Origin of the sequence: Zemynaea arenosa (assembly GCF_004614185.1) — a bacterium.
In the GTDB taxonomy this organism is placed as follows: Bacteria; Pseudomonadota; Gammaproteobacteria; order Burkholderiales; family Burkholderiaceae_D; genus Telluria; species Telluria arenosa.
On the sequence record NZ_SPVF01000191.1, the window covers coordinates 1 to 19,737 of the forward strand.

Genomic DNA, 19,737 nt, shown 5'->3' on the forward strand with positions numbered 1-19,737 from the left:
GCCGGCGCCCGCCACGCCGGCCGTGGCCGAAGCCCCGCGCAACTGTATCTGGGTGATCAACGCAGTGCACACGACCAAGGAGTGCTTCCAATGAAGGCCTTCCTGATTTCCGCCTGCGCCCTGGCCGTCGGCCACGCCATGGCCGCCCCCGCCGCCCCGGCCGCGTCCAGCGCCAAGCCGGAGACGGCGCAGATCCGCACCGATGTCGGCCCGCGCTGCACCGGCCAGTCCACGGTCCCGGCCCAGCTGCCGCTGCAGCTCGGCCGCTCGACCCTGATGCGCCTGCCGGAAGCGGCGGTCAGCCGCAGCGTCGGCAACCCGGCCGTGGCCCAGGCCATGCTGGTGGCGCCGGACACCATGTACGTGGTGGGCGTGGACATCGGCAGCACCAACATGATCGTGCAGGGCCGCAGCGGCAAGTGCAGCGTGATCGACATCACCGTCGGGATCGACACCAGCGCCCTGCAGGCCGCACTGGCCCAGGCCATGCCGGACGAGAAGGACATCCGCGTGCTGGCGGCCGCCGACTCGGTGGTGCTGTCCGGCACCGTGGCCGATGGCGCCGCCGTGGCCCGGGCAGGCGAACTGGCGTCCGCCTTCGTGCGGCGGCCGGCCACCTCGCTGCTGCGGCGCGAGGACGCGGCGGCGACCAACGTGGCCGGTAACAACGCCGGGGCCAGCAGCAATCTGCGGGTGGTCAACCTGCTCAACGTCAGCGCCCCGCAGCAGGTGATGCTGGAGGTGAAGGTCGCCGAGGTGTCGAAATCCCTGCTGGAGCGGCTCGAGGCGGGCACCAACTGGCAGTTCAGTTCGGGCAGCTGGGTGGCCGCGCTGGTGGCCAACTTCCTGACCGGCACCGCGCACGGCGGCGTGCAGCTGACCAAGGGGCCGGGCAAGTCGCTCGCCCTGGACGCCCAGAAACAGGACGCGCTGGTGCGCATCCTGGCCGAGCCGAACGTGATGGCGATCAGCGGGCAGGAAGGCAGCTTCCTGGCCGGCGGACGCTTCTACATCCCGGTGGCCCAGGACAACAACAAGATCACTCTCGAGGAGAAGGAGTTCGGGGTCGGTCTGCGCTTCACGCCGACCGTGATGGCGGGCGGGCGCATCAGCCTGCGGGTGGCGCCGGAAGTGTCGGAGCTGTCGCGCGACGGGATCGGCATCTCCGCCAATGGCCTGCAGCTCAATGCGGTGCTGCCGCTGCTGACCACGCGGCGCGCCAGCACCACCGTCCAGCTGTACGACGGCCAGAGCTTCGCCATCGGCGGCCTGATCAAGAACAACGCGCAGCACACCATCAAGGCTTTTCCGGTGCTGGGCGAGATCCCGGTGCTGGGCGCGCTGTTCCGCAGCACCGACTACCAGCAGGACAAGACCGAGCTGGTGTTCGTGGTCACGGCCCACCTGGTCAAGCCGCTGGCCGGGACGCCGCCGCTGCCGACCGAGCGCGCGCCGATCCCGGGCCGCACCGAGTTCATGCTGGGCGGGAAGCTGGAAGGTGCCGCCCCGGCCGCGCCCGCTGCCGCGCCGGCTGTTCCCGCCGCCGTCACTACCCGCCCCAGCGGCTTCGAAACCCAATGAAGGGGAGCGCCATGCAACCGATCCTGTCCCGAGCGGCCGTGTCCAGGCTGACCGTTACCGTCCTGCTGGGCGCGGCGCTGCTGGCCCTGGCCGGCTGCGCCACCACCACCCCGGCCTGGGATGCCAGCTTTGGCCAGAGTGTCCAGGTGACCCTGGCCGCCCAGGTGCGCGATCCGGCAGCCGCCGCCCAGCCACGCCCCGGCGACAGCCTCGACGGCCGTGCCGCCAAGCGCGCCCAGGAACGCTACGAACAGTCCTTCACCGAGCGGCCGGTGCAGGACAGCCTGATGAACGGGCTCGCCAAATGACACGGCGTGGCCAGCGCCAGGCGGGCTCCCTGTCCATCGCCTTCGCCGTCCTCCTCATCATCGTGGTGGGCGTGCTGGGCATGGGGGTGAACCTGGCGCTGATCACCATCCGCCGCGCCGAATTGCAGAACGTGGCCGACGATGCGGCGCTGGCCGCCGCGCACGGGCTGGACGGATCGATGGCGGGCCTGGCCAAGGCGCAGGCCGACGCCCGCACCGTGGTGGAAGCCAACCGCTACAACTTCGGGCAGCATTTCGAGTTCTCCGTCAGTGCCCTCAGCTTCGCCACCAGCCTCGACACACCCGACTGGAAACCGGCTGGCGCGGTCAACGCCGGCAATGTCGAGACGATGCGGTTCGTGCGGGTGGATGCCGGCCAGCTGGACGCCAGCGCCAGCAGCATCAGCCTGCCGTTCTTCACGCCCGACCGCGGCAGCGACTTCGACGTGTCCGCGCTGGCAGTGGCCGGGCCGACCGTTTCCCAGCTGGCGCCGCTGGCGATCTGCGCCATCGACAAGGACGTCCAGTACGGCAAGCGCAGCTATCCCGGTGGCGTGGAAGAGCTGGTCGAGTTCGGCTTTCGGCGCGGCGTCAGCTACAACCTGCTGGACCTGAATCCGCTCGGCGGCACGCCCCAGCATTTCCTGGTCAATCCGCTGGACGAGGGCGACGCCCCACTGGTCCACGACGTGTCGGACTCATCGAAGATGCTGCCGTTCGCCTGCGCCGGCATGATGCCGCTGATGAACCTGGACCGCTTGCACGTGAGCGCCGGTTTTCCCGCCGACCTGGCGCTGGCCCTCAACGGCCGCTTCGACGACACCAGCCACGGCTGCCAGCGGGTCGGCAGCTCGGCGCCGGACGCCAACATCAAGCAGTACGATGCCTCCGCCAAATTCTGGATGGGCGCGGCGCCCATCCTGCCCGGCGCCAAGCCCTTCGTCACGGGGGGCGGCGCCCGCCTGACGATCGCCGACCCCGCTGCGGTCCCGGCCGGCGTCACCGCCGCCGATTACGGCTATCTGTGGGCCTACGTGCGGCCGGTCCATTATGACGCGGCCGCGCCCGACCGCGCGGGCGCCCAGTTCAGCGGCACGGCCAGTCTGGCGCTCCTGTATCCGGTCGCGTCCGGTAGCGCGGTCAACATGCCCATCGGGAATAGCAGCAGCACGGACCCGGCGCGCCCCTATCCCACCATTACCGGCTCGTCCACCTACCGCCAGTCGCCGCCGGGCGGCCGCGGATCGGCCCTGGGCCGGCGCGTGCTGCACGTGCCCCTGTTGCGCTGCCCGGTGAGCGGCAATGTGGCCGACGTGGCCGGCATCGGCCGCTTCCTCATGATGAACAAGTCGAACGGCACGGCGCTCTGGGCCGAGTTTGGCGGCCTCGATCCGCGCGGTTCGCTCGGCTACAACTTCGCCAAATACCAATGACCACGCGCCCTGTCACCTGGCCCGGCCAGCGCGGCGTAGCGGCCGTCGAACTGGCCATCATCATGATCATAATGACCATGCTGCTGCCGGTCACCATGTATATCGCGCGCCTGCTGTGGAACCATCTCGTGCTGCTGCACGCCACGCACGCGTCGGCGGCGACCATCGCCAGCCTGTCCATTGCCGAGTTGAACGGGATCGATGCCTTGAACAACATCGTGACGTCGAGAGCAATGATCCAGGAGGCGACCGACGCCGCGCACATCGAGCCGATGTTCGGCGAACCGCAGATCACCTGCTGGCCCGCCATCACGTGCAATAACATGAAAGGTGGCACGGTGACCATCACTGCGGTCGCCCAGGTCACGGAACTGAACTTCAGAGACCCGATTTTCCTGTATGACTCGCCCGACGGTATCACGTACCTGCGGGTGGTTCCGACGGTGCCCTATGCCAACCGCCCGCTGGCCTATTAGACGCAGGGCGGCCGGCTCGACCACGATCGAGTTCGCCCTGACCGCCTCAGTGTTCTTCCTGTTCGCCTTCGGGCTGCTGGAGATGGCGCGCATCCTGTTCGTCTGGAATGCGGCCGCCGACGGCATCCACCGCGCGGCGCGCCAGATGGCCGTGACCGATTTCACCGACGCCGGCGCCGTCAACAGCGTGCGCGCCGCGGCCATGCTCAGCAACGGCGGCACCATGCCGCTGGGGGGCGGGATCAACGGCACCTACGTCCTGATCGAGTACCTGGACCGCAACCGCGCCGTCATCCCGACCCTGCCGCCATGCCCGGTGTACAACGTCCGCAACTGCCTGGACGATTCGGCCGGCGCCTGCATCCGCTTCGTGCGCGCGCGCCTGTGCCTGCCCGGCACCAGCTGCACGCCGGTGCCGTACCAGCCGCTATTCGCCGCCGTGATTCCCGACGGCGCCATCACCCTGCCCACCTTCGAGGCCACCGTGCCCGCCGCCACGCTCGGCTACCGCCCCGGCACCGCGAGTGCCTGCCCCTGATAAGGAGTATTCATGAAGGCCCTGGTCATCACCCGCGACAACGAACTGGCGGCGGACATCGCCTCCCAGGGGGCGGCCCGCGTGCCGCCGCTGGAAGTGATGGGCACCCGCGTCTCGTTGCGCGACGCCCTGGACCGGCTGGTGCCGGGCGCGCCGCACCTGGTGATCATCGACGCCAGCGATGGCGAGGCCGCCGAGGCCGACCTGCTGGAGCGTATCTGCAAGCACTACGCCAGCGCCACCGTGATGTTGCTCACCCGCGCCGCGCAGGAGAGCTTCCTGATCCGCGCCATGCGTGCCGGCGTGCGCGAGGTGCTGCCGCTGCCACTGGCGCATCGCGCCTTCCACGAAGCGATGGACCGGATCGCCACCACCGCCGGCGTCAACACCATGCGCGACGGGAAGGTGCTGGCCTTCATCTCGTGCAAGGGCGGCAGCGGTGCCACCTTTATCTCGACCAATTTCGGCTACGCGCTGGCCTCCCTGGCCGGGCGCAAGGTGATGCTGGTCGACCTGCACGGCCAGTTCGGCGACGCCGCGCTGTACGTGTCGGACCAGAAGCCGGCCATGACCCTGTCCGACGTCTGCGGCCAGATCAACCGGCTCGATGGCGCCTTCCTCGAATCGTCGCTGGTCCACGTCACCGACGGCTACGGCGTGCTGGCCGCGGCCGACGATCCCTCCCACGGCGTCGACATGAAGCCCGAGCACATGGAGACCATCCTGCGCGTCGCGCGCCAGCACTACGACTACATCGTGCTCGACGTGGGCCGCCAGATCGACGCGCTGTCGCTGCGCGCGCTCGACAACGCGGACGCGATCTATCCGGTGCTGCAGCTGTCGCTGCCCGACATCCGCGACGGCCGCCGCCTGATCGACATCTTCCGCTCGCTGGGCTACCCGGCCGAGCACACGCGCCTGATCGTCAACCGCTACGAGAAGGGCGGCCGGCTGCGCCTGACCGACCTGCAGACCGCCCTCGGCGCGGAAGTGATGCACACGGTGCCGAACGACTACGTGGCCGTCACCGACTCGGTGAACCAGGGCGTGCCGGTGCTGCAGCTGTCGCGCGCCAGCGCGGTGGCGCGCAGCCTGGCGGAGCTGGTGGAGATGGTGACCGAGCGCCGCGTCACCGAAACGAAGGGCCGCCTGTTCGACCGTCTGTTCGGGCGCGGCGACAGCGAAACCTGAGGAGAGACCGTCATGACCTTGCGTGAACGCCTGTCCGTGCTGGAGGAAGCGCGCACCGCGCCGGCCCAGTTCATCGACCACCAGAACAGCGCCTATCAGGACCTGAAGAAGAACATGCACCAGATGATCCTCGACCGGATCGACCTGGAGCGCCTGAAGCGCCTGACCAGCGAGCAGTTCAAGCACGAGCTGGCGCTGCTGGTCCAGCGCATCATCGAGGAAGAGCGCATCGTCCTCAACCAGCACGAGCGCCATAACCTGGTGCTCGACATCCAGCACGAGATGCTGGGCTTCGGGCCGCTCGAGCCGCTGCTGTCCGACGCCACCATCTCCGACATCCTGGTCAACACCCACAGCAAGGTGTATGTGGAGCGGCGCGGGAAGCTGGAGCAGACCGACGTCACCTTTCACGACAACGCCCACCTGATGAAGATCATCGAAAAGATCGTCTCGCGCGTGGGCCGCCGGGTGGACGAATCGAGCCCGATGGTGGATGCCCGCCTGCCCGACGGTTCGCGCGTGAACGCGATCATCCCGCCACTGGCGGTGGATGGGCCGATCCTGTCGATCCGCCGCTTCTCCGCCAACCCGCTCTCCGTCCAGAACCTGCTCGACTACAAGAGCCTGACGCCGCCGATGGTGGAGGTGTTGCGCGCGCTCGGGCAGGCCAAGGTCAACATCCTGATCTCGGGCGGCACCGGCAGCGGCAAGACCACGCTGCTCAACCTGCTGTCCGGCTTCGTCCCGGCCAACGAGCGGATCGTCACCATCGAGGATGCGGCCGAGCTGCAGCTGCGCCAGCCCCACGTGGTCCGGCTCGAAACGCGCCCGCCCAACATCGAGGGGCGCGGCGAGGTGACCCAGCGTGCGCTGGTGCGCAACGCGCTGCGCATGCGGCCGGACCGCATCATCCTGGGCGAGGTGCGCGGCGACGAGGCACTGGACATGCTGCAGGCCATGAACACCGGCCACGAAGGATCGCTCGCCACCATCCACGCCAACTCGCCGCGCGATGCGCTGGGGCGGCTGGAGAACATGGTCGGTATGGCGGGCGTGCACCTGACCCAGCGCGCCACGCGCCAGCAGATCTGCTCCGCCATCACGGTCGTGGTGCAAGTCTCGCGCCTGACCGACGGCGGCCGCAAGATGATCAGCATGCAGGAGGTCACCGGGATGGAGGGCGACGTGATCTCGATGCAGGAGATCTTCCGCTTCGAACAGACCGGGGTGGACGAGAAGGGCGTGGTGCACGGCCACTTCTGCGCCACCGGGGTGCGTCCGCGCTTCGCCGACCGCTTGCGCATGTACGGGGCGCCGGTCCCGGACGACGTGTTCGATCCGATGCGGGTGTACGAATAATGGACGCCGTCTTCACCATCTTCGCGGTGCTGCTGTTCACCGCCGTGATCCTGCTGGTCGAAGGCGCCTGGCTGTGGTGGAGCGGGCGCCATGGCAGCGCCGCGGAGCGCATCCGCCAGCGCTTGCAGATCATGTCCCACACCGGGCCCAGTGGCACCGAGCGGGTCTCGATCCTCAAGCAGCGCCGCTACGCCGCCAGCGACCAGCTGGATGCATGGCTGAAGAAGTCACCTGGGTGCGGCCAGCTGGACAAGCTGCTGATGCAGTCCGGCCTGACCTGGAACGTGGCCCGGGTCCTGTCCGGATCGGTGGCGGCGGCGCTGTTGGCCATGCTGCTGATCCAGCCGTTTGCGCCGCCGCTGCCGGCGGTGGTGGTGGCGATGCTGCTGTTCGCCGCGGTTCCTCTCAGCCTGGTGTTGCGCGCGCGCCGCTGGCGGCTCAAGAAAATCGAGGAGCAGCTGCCCGAGGCGGCCGACTTCATCGCCCGCGCGCTGCGCGCCGGCCACTCCTTCACCAACGTGCTGCAGATGGTGGGCGCCGAGATGCCCGACCCGCTGGCCGGCGAATTCCGCGCCGCCCACGAGGAGATCAACTACGGGGTGCCGATGAACGAGGCGCTGCACAACCTGGCGGCACGGGTGCCGATCACCGACCTGCGCTACCTGGTGATCGCGGTGCTGATCCAGCGCGAGTCGGGCGGCAACCTGGCCGAGATCCTGGCCAACATCGGCCACATCATCCGCGAGCGCCTCAAGCTGCTGGCCCAGGTGCGGGTGCTGTCGGCGGAAGGGCGGATGTCGGCCTGGGTCCTGGGCCTGCTGCCGTTTTTCGTGATCGGCGTCATGTCCATCATGAACCCGCGCTACATCAGCGTGCTGTGGCTCGATGCCACCGGGGTCCGCCTGCTGTGGGCCAGCCTGGGCATGATCCTGCTGGGCGTCCTGTGGCTGCGGCGCGTGATCCATATCCGGGTGTGAGGCGGCCATGACCCTTGCGCAGATCCTGTTCCTCATCATTGTCTTCGGCGTCGTCGCCGCGCTCGTGCTGGCGGCCATGAGCCTGTTCGGCCACGGCACGCTGCGCCAGCGCATGGAGCGCTACCTCGGCCCGCGCGAAACCACCGCGCTGGAGTCGCACGGCTGGGTCGAGAAGGTGGCCCGGGTGGCGGCCCCGTTTACTCGCCTGTCGGTGCCGGAAGAGGGCTGGGAGCATTCGCCTTTGCGCACCCGCTTCATGAACGCGGGCTGGCGCAACCGCTCGGCGCCCACGCTGTTCTTCGGCGCCAAGACGGTCCTGTGCCTGCTGCTGCCGCTGGTGGTGGCGCTGTCGATGGCCGGTTCCGGCAAGGCCGGCGGCAACCGCATGCTGCTGCTCCTGCTGCTGGTCGCGGCCTGCGGCTACTACCTGCCCAACATCGCGCTGGCCCGCGCGGCCCAGCGCCGCCAGCGCGAGATCTTCGAGAACATTCCGGACGCGCTGGACCTCCTCACCGTGTGCGTGGAAGCGGGCTTGAGCCTGGAGCGTGCGCTGGTCAAGGTGGCCTCCGAGATCCACATCAAGAGCGTGATCCTGGCCCAGGAGCTGCAGCTGGTGCTGATGGAGATGCGGGCCGGCTTCACCAAGGAGAAGGCGCTGCGCAACTTCGCCCTGCGCAGCGGCGTGGAGGACGTGGACACGCTGGTGGCGATGCTGGTGCAGTCGGAGCGCTTCGGCACCAGCATGGGTGCCTCGCTGCGCGTCCACGCCGACAACCTGCGCGGGCGCCGCCGCCTGATCGCGGAGGAAGCGGCGGCCAAGATCTCGCTCAAGCTGATGTTCCCGCTGATCTTCTGCATTTTCCCGACGCTGCTGCTGGTACTGCTCGGCCCCGCCGTCCTGCAGATCAGCCGCACCCTGTTGCCTGCCCTCGGCGGGCATTGAAGGAGGTTTCATGAAAACTGCCCTCAACGTCCTGGCCGCGGCCTGCACCGGCAGCCTGTTGCTGGCCTGTGCGGTTCCGCTGCGCCAGGAGCCGTCCGCTCCCATCGCGGGCAGCGCCGCACCAGTGGTCGAGGTGGCGGACGGAATCGAGACCCGCAACCGTGCCGCCACCGACCTCGCCGAGCAGGGCGAGCTGCGGCGCGCGATCGCGGTCTGGGAACAGCTGGCCGCCGCCGCGACCACGCCGCAGAACGCCTACCTGCTGCGCAATCTGGGCTACGCCTATTTCCTCAAGGGCGACTTCGAGACCGCCCTGACCACGCTGGGCAAGGCCTGCCTGCTCGACCCGCTGAATGCGCGCGGCTGGCGGCATCTGGGCAGCGTGTTCGAAAAGATCGGCCAGGACGAGCGCGCGCAGCTGATGTTCCGCCAGGCCGCTTCGCTGGAGCAGCACGACCTGAAGGCCGACGTCGCGCACATGCCGGGGGTTGCGAATGCGGCCATCGCCGGCGCGGTGGCCGCGCCGCCCGCACCGCTGGCCCAGGAGTGGCTGGGCATGAGGGTGCTGGACCCCTCCAGCGGCGTGGTGGACCTGCCGCGCATGGAGGAGGGCGGCGCCGCCTCCGCCAGCGCCGTGTTGCTGGAGATTCGCAACGGGAACGGCATCCGCGGCATGGCCGCCGACACGGCCAGGACGGTGGACAGCCGCAGCGTGCACGTGGTGCGGCTGTCGAACGAGAAGGGTTTCAACGTGGCCTCGACCCGGGTCGAATACGAAGGCCCGTACCGCGTGCCGGCGGCGCGGCTCGCGCAGCAGTTCGCGGCCGCGCTGGTGCAGGTGGAGAGCTGCCGTTCGGCCGACATGCGGCTGGTGATCGGCAAGGACCTGGCGCGCAGCCGGCGCGCCCCGCGTCCGCGGACATAGACCCACGCCCGCAAGAAAACAAAAGGGTGGCGCGAGCCACCCTTTTTGTTATGTGCGGGACGGAGCCGCTCAGCCGATCAATACCAGGTGATGCTGCCCATCCCGCTCTTGCTCTCGCTGCGCTGCTGCGGGTGGCCATAGATCTTGGCCGAGCCCATGCCCGACAGGCGCACGCTGGCCGCCGTCCTGGCGTACACGTTGGCGCCCCCGAGGCCGGACAGGTCGATGTCCACGCTGTCCGCATGCAGGTCTTTCGCATCGAGCCCACCCACGCCGCCGAGGCGCGCGCGCAGCGTCTTCGCTTCGCCGGTCAGTTCCACTGCGCCGGCGCCGCGCAGCGCCACGTCGATGTTCTCGGTGCGCGGGCTGTCGTAGCGCAGGTGGCCCACGCCGCCGAGGCGGAGGTCGGCGTTGCGGTAGTCGCTTTGCAGGCGCACCGAGCCGACGCCATCGAGCACCACGCGAATGCTGTCGCCCTTGAAGCCAGTGAGTTCCGCCGAGCCCACGCCGTCCGACACGAACTCGCGCAGGCTGGTGACGGTGAGGTCCGCGACCACTTTGCGGTCATGCAGGTTGATGTTGTGGACCCGGTCCGTGTCGATGTCCAGCGTGCCGCCGCTCTGGCGCACGCGGGTCTTGGCCACCAGCTCCGGATCGCCGCTCAACACCAGGCCCGGCTTGGCCCCCTGGCGCACATGGAGTTCCACCACGCCGCCCAGGTGCACCTTGTCGACATTGCCATCCACCGCGGTGGTCTGGTTCGACGACGGTCCCGCCGCGTGCGCAAAGTGGAGGGCGGCGAAGGCCACGCCGAGGGCCGTGATTTGCAAAGCTTTCATTGTCAAAACTCCTGAGTTTTTTTGTCGGAGATCCCTTGTGGGCCGGTGTTTGAACTCTATATACCGCTGACACCATCAGCCAGCCTCATGCGATGAACGGCATGATTAACAGGTTGGAATGCACATTCGACAGGTCCTTTAACGGTATGGCAAACAATGACCCACAACAGTGGCGTGGGCGCCTCATTCGTTGCAATCGGTAACGAATTGTTTGCGATAAACAGAGGATTTTGAACCGCTGCTGTGCGACACTAATGGTTCCACACAGCAAGCCGGAACGCTCGTTCCGGCCCCGCCCTTTCCCGCTTTTTCCCTTTTGTTACCAAAGTTGGCATCATGACTTCTACGACCAAAGACCTCACCACGACTACCGCCGTGCCGGCCTCGCGCCGCCGCTTCATGAAACTGATCGCCGCCGGTGCGACTTCGCTGGCCGTGCAAGCCTGCGGTGGCGGGGGCGGCGGTGCCGCGTCGTCCGATACCGAACTGCTGGGCCTGGGCCCGGGCAAGATCAAGCAGCCGACCAATCCGTCGCCCGGCAAGCCGACCCCGGTCACGCCCGTTTGGACCACCGTGCCCGACCTGCAGTTCACACAGGGCGTCGCCGCCAGCATCTCTGTGGCACAGTACGTCTCAGTCTCGGACGCGTCCGCCTTCACGCTGTCGCTCAATTCGGTGGCTTTGCCGCCGGGCGTGACCTTCAATGCCGCCAAGATGACCTTTGACTATGACGGCGTGGGCGCACCCGCGAACACCACCAATCACATCCTGACCGCAACGGTGTAAGTTATGAGTACCAGTTCGTCGAATCCCTTTTCGATTCGGATCATCCAGGCCAGCACCCTGGGCGTGGCGTTCACGCTGACGTCCGCGGCCGCAGGCACGCTGCCATTTTCGCTCGGCCACGCGTTCCGCAAGGGTGAGGTGCCGGCCGGCATGGCCGTCGGCGCCAGCATCCCCGACGTGCAGGTGATTCCGAAGACCACCTGGAGCGACGGGTCGCTCAAGTTCGCCGTCATCTCCGGCCGTGCCACGCTGGCCGCCAACACGCCGCTGACCGTCAAGCTGACCGTCACCCCGGCGCTGTCCGGCGCGCGCGCGCTCACCACCACCGACCTCAAGGCCACCGGCATCAGCGCCGCGATCGGCGCGGGGTCCTTCGGCAGCGCGACCTGGTCGGCCACCGACTGGGACGCTCCGTTTGCGCAATGGATCGCTGGTCCGCAGATGAGCTCGTGGCTGTACCGCAAGCCGGTGGGCAGCGATGCCACGCTGGTCGGATGGCTCGAGGTGCGCCTGTACGCGGGCGGCGCCGTCGAGGTCCTGCCGTGGGTGGAGAACGGCTACCTGAACGTGGCCAATCCGTCCAACCGCAACGCCACCTACACCTTCACGCTCGGCGGCAGCCAGCGTTTCACGCAGGCGCTCGACTTGCCGCACCACGCGCGCACGGTGCTCCTGTCCGGCAAGGCCTACAGCTACTGGCTGGGCAGCGCCGTGGACGTGGTGCCGACGCACGACAAGGCCTATTTGCAATCGACCGGCATCGTGCCGTCGTACCGCGCCAGCGTATCTTCCAGCGCGCCGCTGTGGAGCCACATCCCGGCCACCTTCACGCCGCTGCAGCAAGGCGGCTACTCGACCGCGATGGGCAACGCCGGCTACCAGCCTGCCATCGGCATGCTGCCGGAGTGGGACGCGCTGTTCCTGTGCTCGAACGATCCGCGCGCGTATGCGGCGGTGCAGTTCAACGCCTATAGCGCGGGCCGGTTCGGCATCCACTATCGCGACGAGACCACCCAGCATCCGCTGAAGTTTTCCAGCTACCCGAACCTGGTGGTGCGCAGCGGCACCGGGTCTGGCCTGTCCAGCGTCGGCGCTTCGACCAAGAACCAGTACACCCCGGTCCCCAGCGGCACCACCCCGCCGGTGTGGGAGATCCCGCACCATCCGTCGGTCGGCTTCATGGCCTACCTGGTCACGGGCCGCTACTACTTCCTGGAAGAGCTGCAATTTGCCGCGACCATCAACTACCTGATCAATCCGGATTCGCCGCGCCAAGGCAGCGGTGGCGTGTTCCAGACCACCTCCGGCTCCAACACCACCCGCGGTGCCGGCTGGGCGGTGCGCACGCTCGCGCAGGCTGCGAGCATCGCGCCGGACGCCGATCCGCTGCGCGACGAGTTCCTCGCCTCGATGACGGCCAACGTCTCGTTCTACTACACGCGCTACGTGGCGCAGGCCAGCAATCCGATGGGCTTCGTGCAGCCGTATTCGAACTACGATGCCGCCAGTGGGCGCTACATGGAAGCGGCCTGGATGCAGGACTTCCACACCGCGGCCTATGGCTATGCGCTGGACCAGGACCTGGCCCTGCCGGCTGCGGCCCGCACCCAGCTGGCCCAGTTCTTTGCGTGGCGCGCCAAGAGCATCATCGGTCGCCTGGGGACGACCGCCTCGACGGACTACCTGTATCGCGATGCCGCGGTGTACACCATCGCCATCGCGCCGACGACGGCGCCGGACTATGTCAACGGCACCGGTCCGTGGTACGCGAACTGGGGCCAGGTCTACCAGGGCACGCTGGGCACTGCCAACCCGGGGCAGGACGGCCCGCTGCGCGGCGCCTACTTCCCGGAGGCGACCAGCTACTGGGGCAACCTGCAGCCGGCCATCGCCTACGCCGCGCAGCACAACGTGCCGGGCGCGCGCGAAGCCTATGCGCGCATGACCGGTGCCACCAACTGGAACCAGCTGGTGACCGCATTTAACGACAACCCGGTGTGGAGTGTGCGCCCCCGCGGGCTGTAACCAGGAGGAAGCAAGGCCATGGCCACGTCTCAATCAAATCCGTTCAGCGTGAACGTCCTGCCGCGCGTCGTGCCGGCCGGCGTGCCGGCTTGGGTGCCGCCGCCGGGATACTTCGCCGACGTCCCCGTCACCAACAAGCCGAACGACGTGATGCCGGCGATTTTTGCCGCGCGTCCCAGCGACATGGACTTCCCGTTCGACTACTGGGGCGCCAGCGCGTTCGTGCGCGACTTCGGTCCGCTCGGCGCGCAGGTGTACCACTCGGCCGGCCGCGAATCGTCCACCTCGAACCCGAATTTCCAGGCCACCGTGATCCTGGATTTCCAGGAGCTCAAGTGGACGGTCGCGAACGTACCGGCGCAGGCCAATCTGGCCAGCACCTTCGTCAGCGGCTGGGCACCGGACCGCACGCCGTACGTGAACCACAGCTGGAACAGCCTCGCCGAGATGCCCGCAGCCTGGGGCGGTGGGCCGAAAGGTTCGCTGGTGCGGGTCGGCACCACCGCCAAGAACTGGGACCAGGACATCCACGTGATGGACCTGTCGCAGTCCGTCAACGGCTACCGCACGCTGACCACGGCGACCCAGGGCATCACAGCGGCCGGGAACCTGAGCTTCAACAAGGCCGGGACGGAAGGCTCGCCGTTCTACAAAGTGGTCATCGACGAGAAGCGCAAGGGATGGTGGATCTCGATCGACGGCCCGGCTGACTACACGCTGTTCGTGGCGGCCACCGGCGCGGTCACCAGGATCCCGGCGCTGGGCGGCAACCTGCAGAATTCCGCGCTGGCCTACTGGCCGGAGAAGGATGTGCTGATCGCCGTGAACGGCGGCTACGAAGGGGGCCAGTATTCGAGCACCGCGTACCGCACCATCTACGTGCGCGACCTGGCCAGCGGCACCACGCAGACCCTGACTACGACCGGTCCGGTGCCGGCCCTGTCCAATGGCTACGACGGCACGGTCAATACGTTCCACCGCATCGACAGCACCGGCCTGCAATGGGTCAGCGAACTGGGATGCCTGGTCGGCCTGGACGAATCGGTCACGCCGCCGGTGGTGGTCAAGCTCACGCCGCCGGCGGCCGGTCCGCTGGCCGGTCCCTGGGTGTGGAGCGTGGTCAGCACGCTGCGGCACTGGCCGGACGATGTGAGTGGCCAGACCACCCTGCAGACCGGCGTGAACTGGGCCTGGAACAAGTTCCGCTGGATCCCGTCGCTGCACGCCTTCGTCTACATGTCGAGCCGCCTGCGCAAGCCGCAGGTCATCAAGCTGTAAGCGACTCTTTCCGCTTGATCTGCGCTTGATCTGCGTCGGCCCCGCGCCTGACGCAGCCCCGCATGACCCCGGGCCGGGGTGGGAAGAATGGACATTCTTCCTTTCTCCCGGCCCGCCATGATCCACTTCACTCTCACTTACACCCACGACGCCAGCGACACGCCGTTCGCCCAGGAACTGCGTGCTGCCGGCATTCCCCATCGCCTGCTGTGCGGGCAGGTGCTGATGCGCTATCGCAGCCGCATCTGGCTGCTGCTGTCCGGGTGGCCGCGGCTGATGCTGTTCGCCTTGCGCGCCGCCTGCACCTCGATGCTGCGCGGGCCGCGCGCCCACACGGCGGTCCTGGGATCGGACATCGAGGTGCTGGTGTACGGCATGCTGCGCGCGCTGCTGCTGCGGCGCGAGCCCCGCATCGTGTGGGTGGGCTTCATCTACACCCAGCGTGCCAGCAAGCTGGCCACAGCGCTACGGCGGCTGTATTTTTCAATGGTGCTGGCTTGCGCCGACAAGGTGATCTGCCATTCGTCGCTGGAGGTGGAGCGCTACCGCCAGCTGTTCGCGAGTGCGCGCGCCAAGTTCCACTACATCCCGCACGGCTTGCACATCCACGGCCGGGGCGACACGCCGCCGCGGCCCGCCAGCGTGGGCGAGCAGCCCTACATTCTCACCGCGGGCCGCTCGGGGCGCGACTACCGCACGCTGTTCGCCGCCATGGCGGAAGTGCCGCTCGACCTGCACGTGGTGTGCGACAGCGAACAGGCCCTGGCCGGGCTGACGGTGCCGCCCAATGTGCACGTGCTGCGCAGCTGCTACGACGGCGACTACATCGACCAGCTGCGCCACGCGGAGCTGGTGGTGGTGCCGCTCGGCGTGAACGACATCTCGGCCGGGCAGATGGTGGTGATCCAGGCCATGGCCTTCGGCAAACCCACCATCGTCACGGACACGCCGACCATCCGCGAATACGTGACGCACGGCGAGCAGTCGCTGCTCGTCCGGCAGGGCGACGTGGCCGAGCTGCGCGCGGCGATCATGTGGCTGCTGCATGACCGCGCACTCGGGCGGCGGCTGTCCGCCAACGCGGTGCGTACCTTCGAGGAGCGCTTCTGCATGCGCGCCTTCGTGCGCGGCCTGTTGTCCGTCGCCGCGGCCTGACGTCCCCTCACACCTGGCCGAGCTGGCGCAGCAGCGCCAGTTCATCGGTCAGGCGCCAATGCTGGCAGATGCGTCCCTCCCGCATCCATTCGATCTGCATCTGCTTCACGTCGATCCGCCGTCCCGTGGGCGCCATGCCAAACAGCTCGCCCGCGTGCGTGCCGGTCACACGGGTGTAGATCGCCAGTCTGTCTTCGGCTTCCACGATATCCAGGACCTCGTAGTGCAGGTCCGGAATCCCGGCCCGCATCGCACGCACGATGGGTTTCAGGTCATCCGGTCCCGGGCGCGGATTCGGGAAGCTCGCGCTGTGATTCAGATAGTCGGCGGTCAGCAGCTCGTCGAGGACGTCGACGCGGCCGGCATTCCATACCTCGTCGAAATAGCGCAGAATGGTGCGCCGGTTGGCGGATGGTGTCATGGGCTCTCCTTCAAAAGCCGCCAGTCTCGCTCCTGCCGCCGTGGTTCGTCATTAACCTGGGTTTATCGTCATGAGTCTGCGCGCCGCGCTGCTGCGCTTTGAAGAAACGATGGGTTTCGCGCTGCCCGGCGCCGGGATGCTGGCGGCCGCCATCCAGGTACAGGCACTGAACGACCGCCAAGCCGCCTTCAACATCGGCGATGCCAATGCGCGCGTGTACTGCGTGCGCGAAGGCCTGTTCAAGCAGCTGTACGTGACCGAATCGGGCGTGGAAAGGATCAAGAGCTTCACCGCAGAGGGCGACCTGTTTGCCTGCCCGTTCGCGCTGCGCGCCGGCGGACGCACCCAAATGGCCAGCGTCGCGATCGGCCCGGCGGTGGTGGAGTCGATCGCCTTCGCGCGGCTGGAAGAATTGGGCGCGCGCGAGCTGGCCTGGCAGACGGCCTTGCGCCATGCTTTCCAGCGGCTGGCGGAACTGAAGGTGCAGCGCGAGCGCGAGTTGCTGACAATGTCCGCCGCGCAGCTGTACCAGCGCTTCGCGCACACCCAGCCCGCGCTGCTGGCGCGCGTGCCGCAAAAGGACCTCGCGTCCTACTTTGGGGTGACGCCGGTGGGCCTGAACCGGATCATCCGCCGCCTGCGCGCAGGCGCATGATCAGCGGGCCTTGATCTGGCGGACGTGTTCTTCCAGCTCGGCGAAAGACGGGCGCTCGGTCGCTGAAATGACCTTGCGGCCGAATTCGACCGCAATCGAGGGCGCATAGCCGTTCATGCTGGCCAGCAGCGTCACCTTCACGCACTGGAACACCTTGGCCGCTTCCTGGTGCTTGCGTTGCAGGAGGCTGGAGAGCGGCGCCACCAGCCCATACGACAGCAGGATGCCGAGGAAGGTGCCGACCAGCGCCGCCGCAATCAGGTTGCCCAGCTCCGAGGGCGGCAGGCCGACCGACCCCATGGTGTGCACCACGCCCATCACCGCCGCCACGATGCCGAAGGCCGGCATGCCGTCAGCCAGCTTGCTGATCGCGTGGATGGGAATTTCTCCGTCCTCGTGATGGGTCTCGATCTCGTTGTCCATCAGGTTCTCGAGCTGGAACGAATCCATGCTGCCCGAGACCATCAGGCGCAGGTAGTCGGTGATGAATTCGACCACATGGTGGTCCGCCATCACCAGCGGATACTTCGTGAAGATCGGGCTCTCGGCCGGGCGCTCGACATCTCCCTCCAGCGACATCAGGCCCTCTTTGCGGACCTTGCTGAGCAGGTCGAACAGCAGCGCCATCAGCTCCATGTACAGCTCGCGCGTGTAGCGGCTACCGTGGAACAGGGTGGGCAGGCTTTGGAGCGTGAGGCGGATCGCCTTGCGGTCGTTGGCGATCACGAAGGCGCCCATCGCGCCACCAAAGATCATCAGCAGTTCGTAGGGCTGGAACAGGGCGGCGAGATGGCCATCCTCCAAAACGAAGCCGCCGAACACGGCGCCGATGACGATGAGCAGACCCAGTACAACCAGCATGACAAGAACTCCTTGAGTGTCCGGAGACTGTACACGTGCAGATGCTGAAAAGCAAAAGACAAATTATTGAACTTAGTCTAAAATTAGACGTCGTTCAAAAGAAAGGGTCGCCATGGACACCACCCGCCGCGAGCGCAAACGGCTCGACCAGCTCGACCAGATGGCCACCGCCGCCTGGTCTCTTTTCGAACAGCACGGTTTCGACACCGTGACGATGGAGCAGATCGCCCTGGCCGCCGACGTGGCCAAAGGCACGCTGTACAACCACTTCAGCAGCAAGGAAGCGCTGCTTGCGCACCACTTCCATCGGCAGCTGGCGCAGGATGCCCAGCGCCTGCGCGGTGATTTCGCCGCCCAGCGCGGCATCGCGGCGCAGCTGCGCTTCTACCTGCGCACGTCCGCGGGCTGGATGGCCGGGCACCGCGGCTACCTGCCGCACTACCTGCGCCACCGCTTCGTGAACCTGGGCAGCGGAGAACGCAGCGGCACCGACGACCTGCTGCTGGCCGTCTTCGACCACGCCTGTGCGGCCGGCGAGCTGCGCGCCGATGTGCCGCCCGCGCGCCTGATGTCCCTGTTCCGCTTCATGACCCTCAGCACGACGATGCAGTGGCTGCTCACCCCGGACCTGGACCTGACCACCGAATATGAGCGCATGCTGGACGTCTTCCTGCACGGCGCGGGAGACCAGACATGACAGCGCTCATCCTCGACTGGCCCGCCGCCGCGGCCGCAGGCTCCGCCCAGGCGGGCGGCAAAGGCGCGCAGCTTGGGCGCATGGCGAAACTGGGCCTGCCAGTGCCGCCGGGCTTCGTCATCAGCGCGGCGGCCGCGCAGGGGCGGCAGGCCGGCGACGCGCTCGATCCCGGCCTGGCCAGCCGCCTCGCCTCCGCGTTGGAGCGATATGGCTGGGAGCACACCCCCCTGGCCGTGCGCTCCTCCGCCACCGCCGAGGATTCCGCAGGCGCCTCCTTTGCGGGAATCCATGACTCGGTACTGAACGTGACCGGCCTGCCCGCGCTGTGTGACGCCGTGCGCACCGTGTGGGACTCGCTGCACAGCGAACACGCCCGCGCCTACCGCCAGCGCATGCAGCTCGACGACAGCGCCGTGCAGATGGCGGTGGTGGTCATGCCGCTGCTGGACGCGCGCGCCGCGGGCATCGTCTTCACGGCCGACCCGATGACTGGCCGCGCCGACCAGATCGTGATCCACGCGAACTGGGGCCTGGGCGAATCGCTGGTCGCGGGCCAGGCCGAGGGCGACGAGTACCGCCTGCAGTACGACTTCCGCGCCCACACCGTGCAGCCGGTGGCGCGCCGCATCGGCCGCAAGACGCAGCAGACCGTGCGGGCAGCCGGTGGCGGCACGCAGCTGCTGCCGACGGCTGCAGAGGAAGCCCGCCGCGCCGTGCTCACCGCCGCCCAGGCCGGTGCCCTGGCCCTGTGCGCCGCCGCGGCCGCCCAGGCGCTGGACTATGGCGACCCGGCCTACGACATCGAATGGGTCTGGGACGGGACCCGGTTCTGGCTCGTGCAGGCTCGCCCCATCACCGCCCGCCCGGATTACACCTATGAGGCGCTGCGCGCGCAGCCCGTGTGGTGGACCCGTGGGAACACGGTCGAAGTGCTGCCCGATCCCCTGGCGCCCATCGAATGGTCCAACGCCCGCGCGATGGTCAACGGCATGCTCACCGCGGGCTATACGCTGGCGGGCTACGCACCGCTGCCGGGCGCGGACCGCGCGTCGCTGCACTACGGGCGCATCTACCTGCAGGCTTCCATGCTGCAGTGGGAAGCGTGGGACGCACTGGGCATGCCGCCGGAGCCCATCAACCGCATGATCGGCGGGACGCAGGGCTGCATCGCGGTCCCGCCGGCCGGCATGCGGCGCAGGCTCGCGAACCTGCGCCGCATGCTGCGCTACATCGGCCGTGCGCTCGGCCTGCGCAAGCGCGCGGCATCGGCCTTGCGCGATGTGCGGCAC

The 19,737-nt window shown here is 68.1% G+C and carries 20 protein-coding genes; 17 read left to right on the forward strand and 3 right to left on the reverse strand.

Annotated features, from left to right (window positions below; genetic code table 11):
* Positions 1–90 precede the first annotated feature (90 nt).
* From E4L96_RS14985 to E4L96_RS15030, 10 genes are read left to right on the forward strand one after another with little or no spacing between them, the layout of a single operon-like run.
* Positions 91–1,581: a type II and III secretion system protein family protein gene (locus E4L96_RS14985; protein WP_135208029.1), complete on the forward strand. Its 1,491-nt coding sequence runs from the start codon at positions 91–93 to the stop codon at positions 1,579–1,581.
* Positions 1,582–1,592: 11 nt separating this feature from the next.
* The gene (locus E4L96_RS14990) at positions 1,593–1,889 is read left to right on the forward strand and encodes a hypothetical protein (RefSeq protein WP_229414509.1); all 297 of its coding nucleotides are present in this window, start codon (positions 1,593–1,595) and stop codon (positions 1,887–1,889) included.
* Complete coding sequence (locus E4L96_RS14995) at positions 1,886–3,322, forward strand: pilus assembly protein TadG-related protein (protein ID WP_135208030.1); 1,437 nt, start codon at positions 1,886–1,888, stop codon at positions 3,320–3,322. Before E4L96_RS14990 ends, E4L96_RS14995 begins: the two co-directional genes overlap by 4 nt.
* Positions 3,319–3,798: a TadE family protein gene (locus E4L96_RS15000; RefSeq protein WP_135208031.1), complete on the forward strand. Its 480-nt coding sequence runs from the start codon at positions 3,319–3,321 to the stop codon at positions 3,796–3,798. The genes E4L96_RS14995 and E4L96_RS15000 overlap by 4 nt, the downstream gene beginning before the upstream one ends.
* On the forward strand, positions 3,773–4,336 hold the full coding sequence (locus E4L96_RS15005) for a TadE/TadG family type IV pilus assembly protein (RefSeq protein ID WP_167758700.1): 564 nt from the start codon (positions 3,773–3,775) through the stop codon (positions 4,334–4,336). Before E4L96_RS15000 ends, E4L96_RS15005 begins: the two co-directional genes overlap by 26 nt.
* 12 nt (positions 4,337–4,348) lie before the next feature.
* Positions 4,349–5,527, forward strand: coding sequence for a CpaE/TadZ family protein (locus tag E4L96_RS15010; protein ID WP_135208033.1), 1,179 nt, complete (start codon positions 4,349–4,351; stop codon positions 5,525–5,527).
* 12 nt (positions 5,528–5,539) lie between these two features.
* Positions 5,540–6,886: a TadA family conjugal transfer-associated ATPase gene (locus E4L96_RS15015; RefSeq protein ID WP_135208034.1), complete on the forward strand. Its 1,347-nt coding sequence runs from the start codon at positions 5,540–5,542 to the stop codon at positions 6,884–6,886.
* Entirely contained in the window at positions 6,886–7,863 is a 978-nt protein-coding gene (locus tag E4L96_RS15020; RefSeq protein ID WP_135208035.1) for a type II secretion system F family protein, read from the forward strand. Before E4L96_RS15015 ends, E4L96_RS15020 begins: the two co-directional genes overlap by 1 nt.
* A 7-nt stretch (positions 7,864–7,870) precedes the next feature.
* Positions 7,871–8,806 carry a type II secretion system F family protein gene (locus tag E4L96_RS15025; protein ID WP_135208036.1) on the forward strand — a complete coding sequence of 312 codons (936 nt, stop codon included), beginning with the start codon at positions 7,871–7,873 and terminating at the stop codon, positions 8,804–8,806.
* Between the two features lie 10 nt (positions 8,807–8,816).
* Complete coding sequence (locus tag E4L96_RS15030; protein WP_135208037.1) at positions 8,817–9,731, forward strand: LytR C-terminal domain-containing protein; 915 nt, start codon at positions 8,817–8,819, stop codon at positions 9,729–9,731.
* 77 nt (positions 9,732–9,808) lie between these two features.
* Here the strand turns inward: E4L96_RS15030 and E4L96_RS15035 are convergent, their stop codons facing one another.
* Positions 9,809–10,570 (reverse strand): GIN domain-containing protein, encoded by a 762-nt coding sequence (locus tag E4L96_RS15035; protein WP_135208038.1) that lies wholly within the window; start codon positions 10,568–10,570, stop codon positions 9,809–9,811.
* Between the two features lie 336 nt (positions 10,571–10,906).
* On the opposite strand from E4L96_RS15035, the gene E4L96_RS15040 reads away from it, so the two are divergent.
* The 4 genes from E4L96_RS15040 to E4L96_RS15055 all read left to right on the forward strand — a co-directional run bounded on the left by E4L96_RS15040 (position 10,907) and on the right by E4L96_RS15055 (position 15,814).
* The gene (locus tag E4L96_RS15040) at positions 10,907–11,356 is read left to right on the forward strand and encodes a hypothetical protein (protein WP_135208039.1); all 450 of its coding nucleotides are present in this window, start codon (positions 10,907–10,909) and stop codon (positions 11,354–11,356) included.
* A gap of 3 nt (positions 11,357–11,359) precedes the next feature.
* Positions 11,360–13,381: a hypothetical protein gene (locus E4L96_RS15045; RefSeq protein ID WP_135208040.1), complete on the forward strand. Its 2,022-nt coding sequence runs from the start codon at positions 11,360–11,362 to the stop codon at positions 13,379–13,381.
* Positions 13,382–13,399: 18 nt separating this feature from the next.
* Positions 13,400–14,659, forward strand: coding sequence for a hypothetical protein (locus tag E4L96_RS15050; protein ID WP_135208041.1), 1,260 nt, complete (start codon positions 13,400–13,402; stop codon positions 14,657–14,659).
* An 87-nt stretch (positions 14,660–14,746) separates the two neighbouring features.
* Positions 14,747–15,814, forward strand: a complete 1,068-nt coding sequence (locus E4L96_RS15055; protein WP_135208042.1) for a glycosyltransferase family 4 protein — start codon at positions 14,747–14,749, stop codon at positions 15,812–15,814.
* A gap of 7 nt (positions 15,815–15,821) precedes the next feature.
* On the opposite strand, the gene E4L96_RS15060 is transcribed toward E4L96_RS15055, so the two are convergent.
* Positions 15,822–16,235: an ester cyclase gene (locus E4L96_RS15060; protein WP_135208043.1), complete on the reverse strand. Its 414-nt coding sequence runs from the start codon at positions 16,233–16,235 to the stop codon at positions 15,822–15,824.
* Between the two features lie 70 nt (positions 16,236–16,305).
* Between E4L96_RS15060 and E4L96_RS15065 the strand changes: the two genes are divergently transcribed.
* Positions 16,306–16,890, forward strand: a complete 585-nt coding sequence (locus E4L96_RS15065) for a Crp/Fnr family transcriptional regulator (protein ID WP_135208044.1) — start codon at positions 16,306–16,308, stop codon at positions 16,888–16,890.
* Here the strand turns inward: E4L96_RS15065 and motA are convergent, their stop codons facing one another.
* On the reverse strand, positions 16,891–17,751 hold the full coding sequence (gene motA, locus E4L96_RS15070) for a flagellar motor stator protein MotA (protein ID WP_135208045.1): 861 nt from the start codon (positions 17,749–17,751) through the stop codon (positions 16,891–16,893).
* A gap of 112 nt (positions 17,752–17,863) precedes the next feature.
* Between motA and E4L96_RS15075 the strand changes: the two genes are divergently transcribed.
* Positions 17,864–18,448 (forward strand): TetR/AcrR family transcriptional regulator, encoded by a 585-nt coding sequence (locus E4L96_RS15075; RefSeq protein ID WP_135208046.1) that lies wholly within the window; start codon positions 17,864–17,866, stop codon positions 18,446–18,448.
* The coding region (locus E4L96_RS15080) for a PEP/pyruvate-binding domain-containing protein (protein ID WP_181017620.1) at positions 18,445–19,737 on the forward strand (1,293 nt) is incomplete at its 3' end. The genes E4L96_RS15075 and E4L96_RS15080, both read left to right, overlap by 4 nt.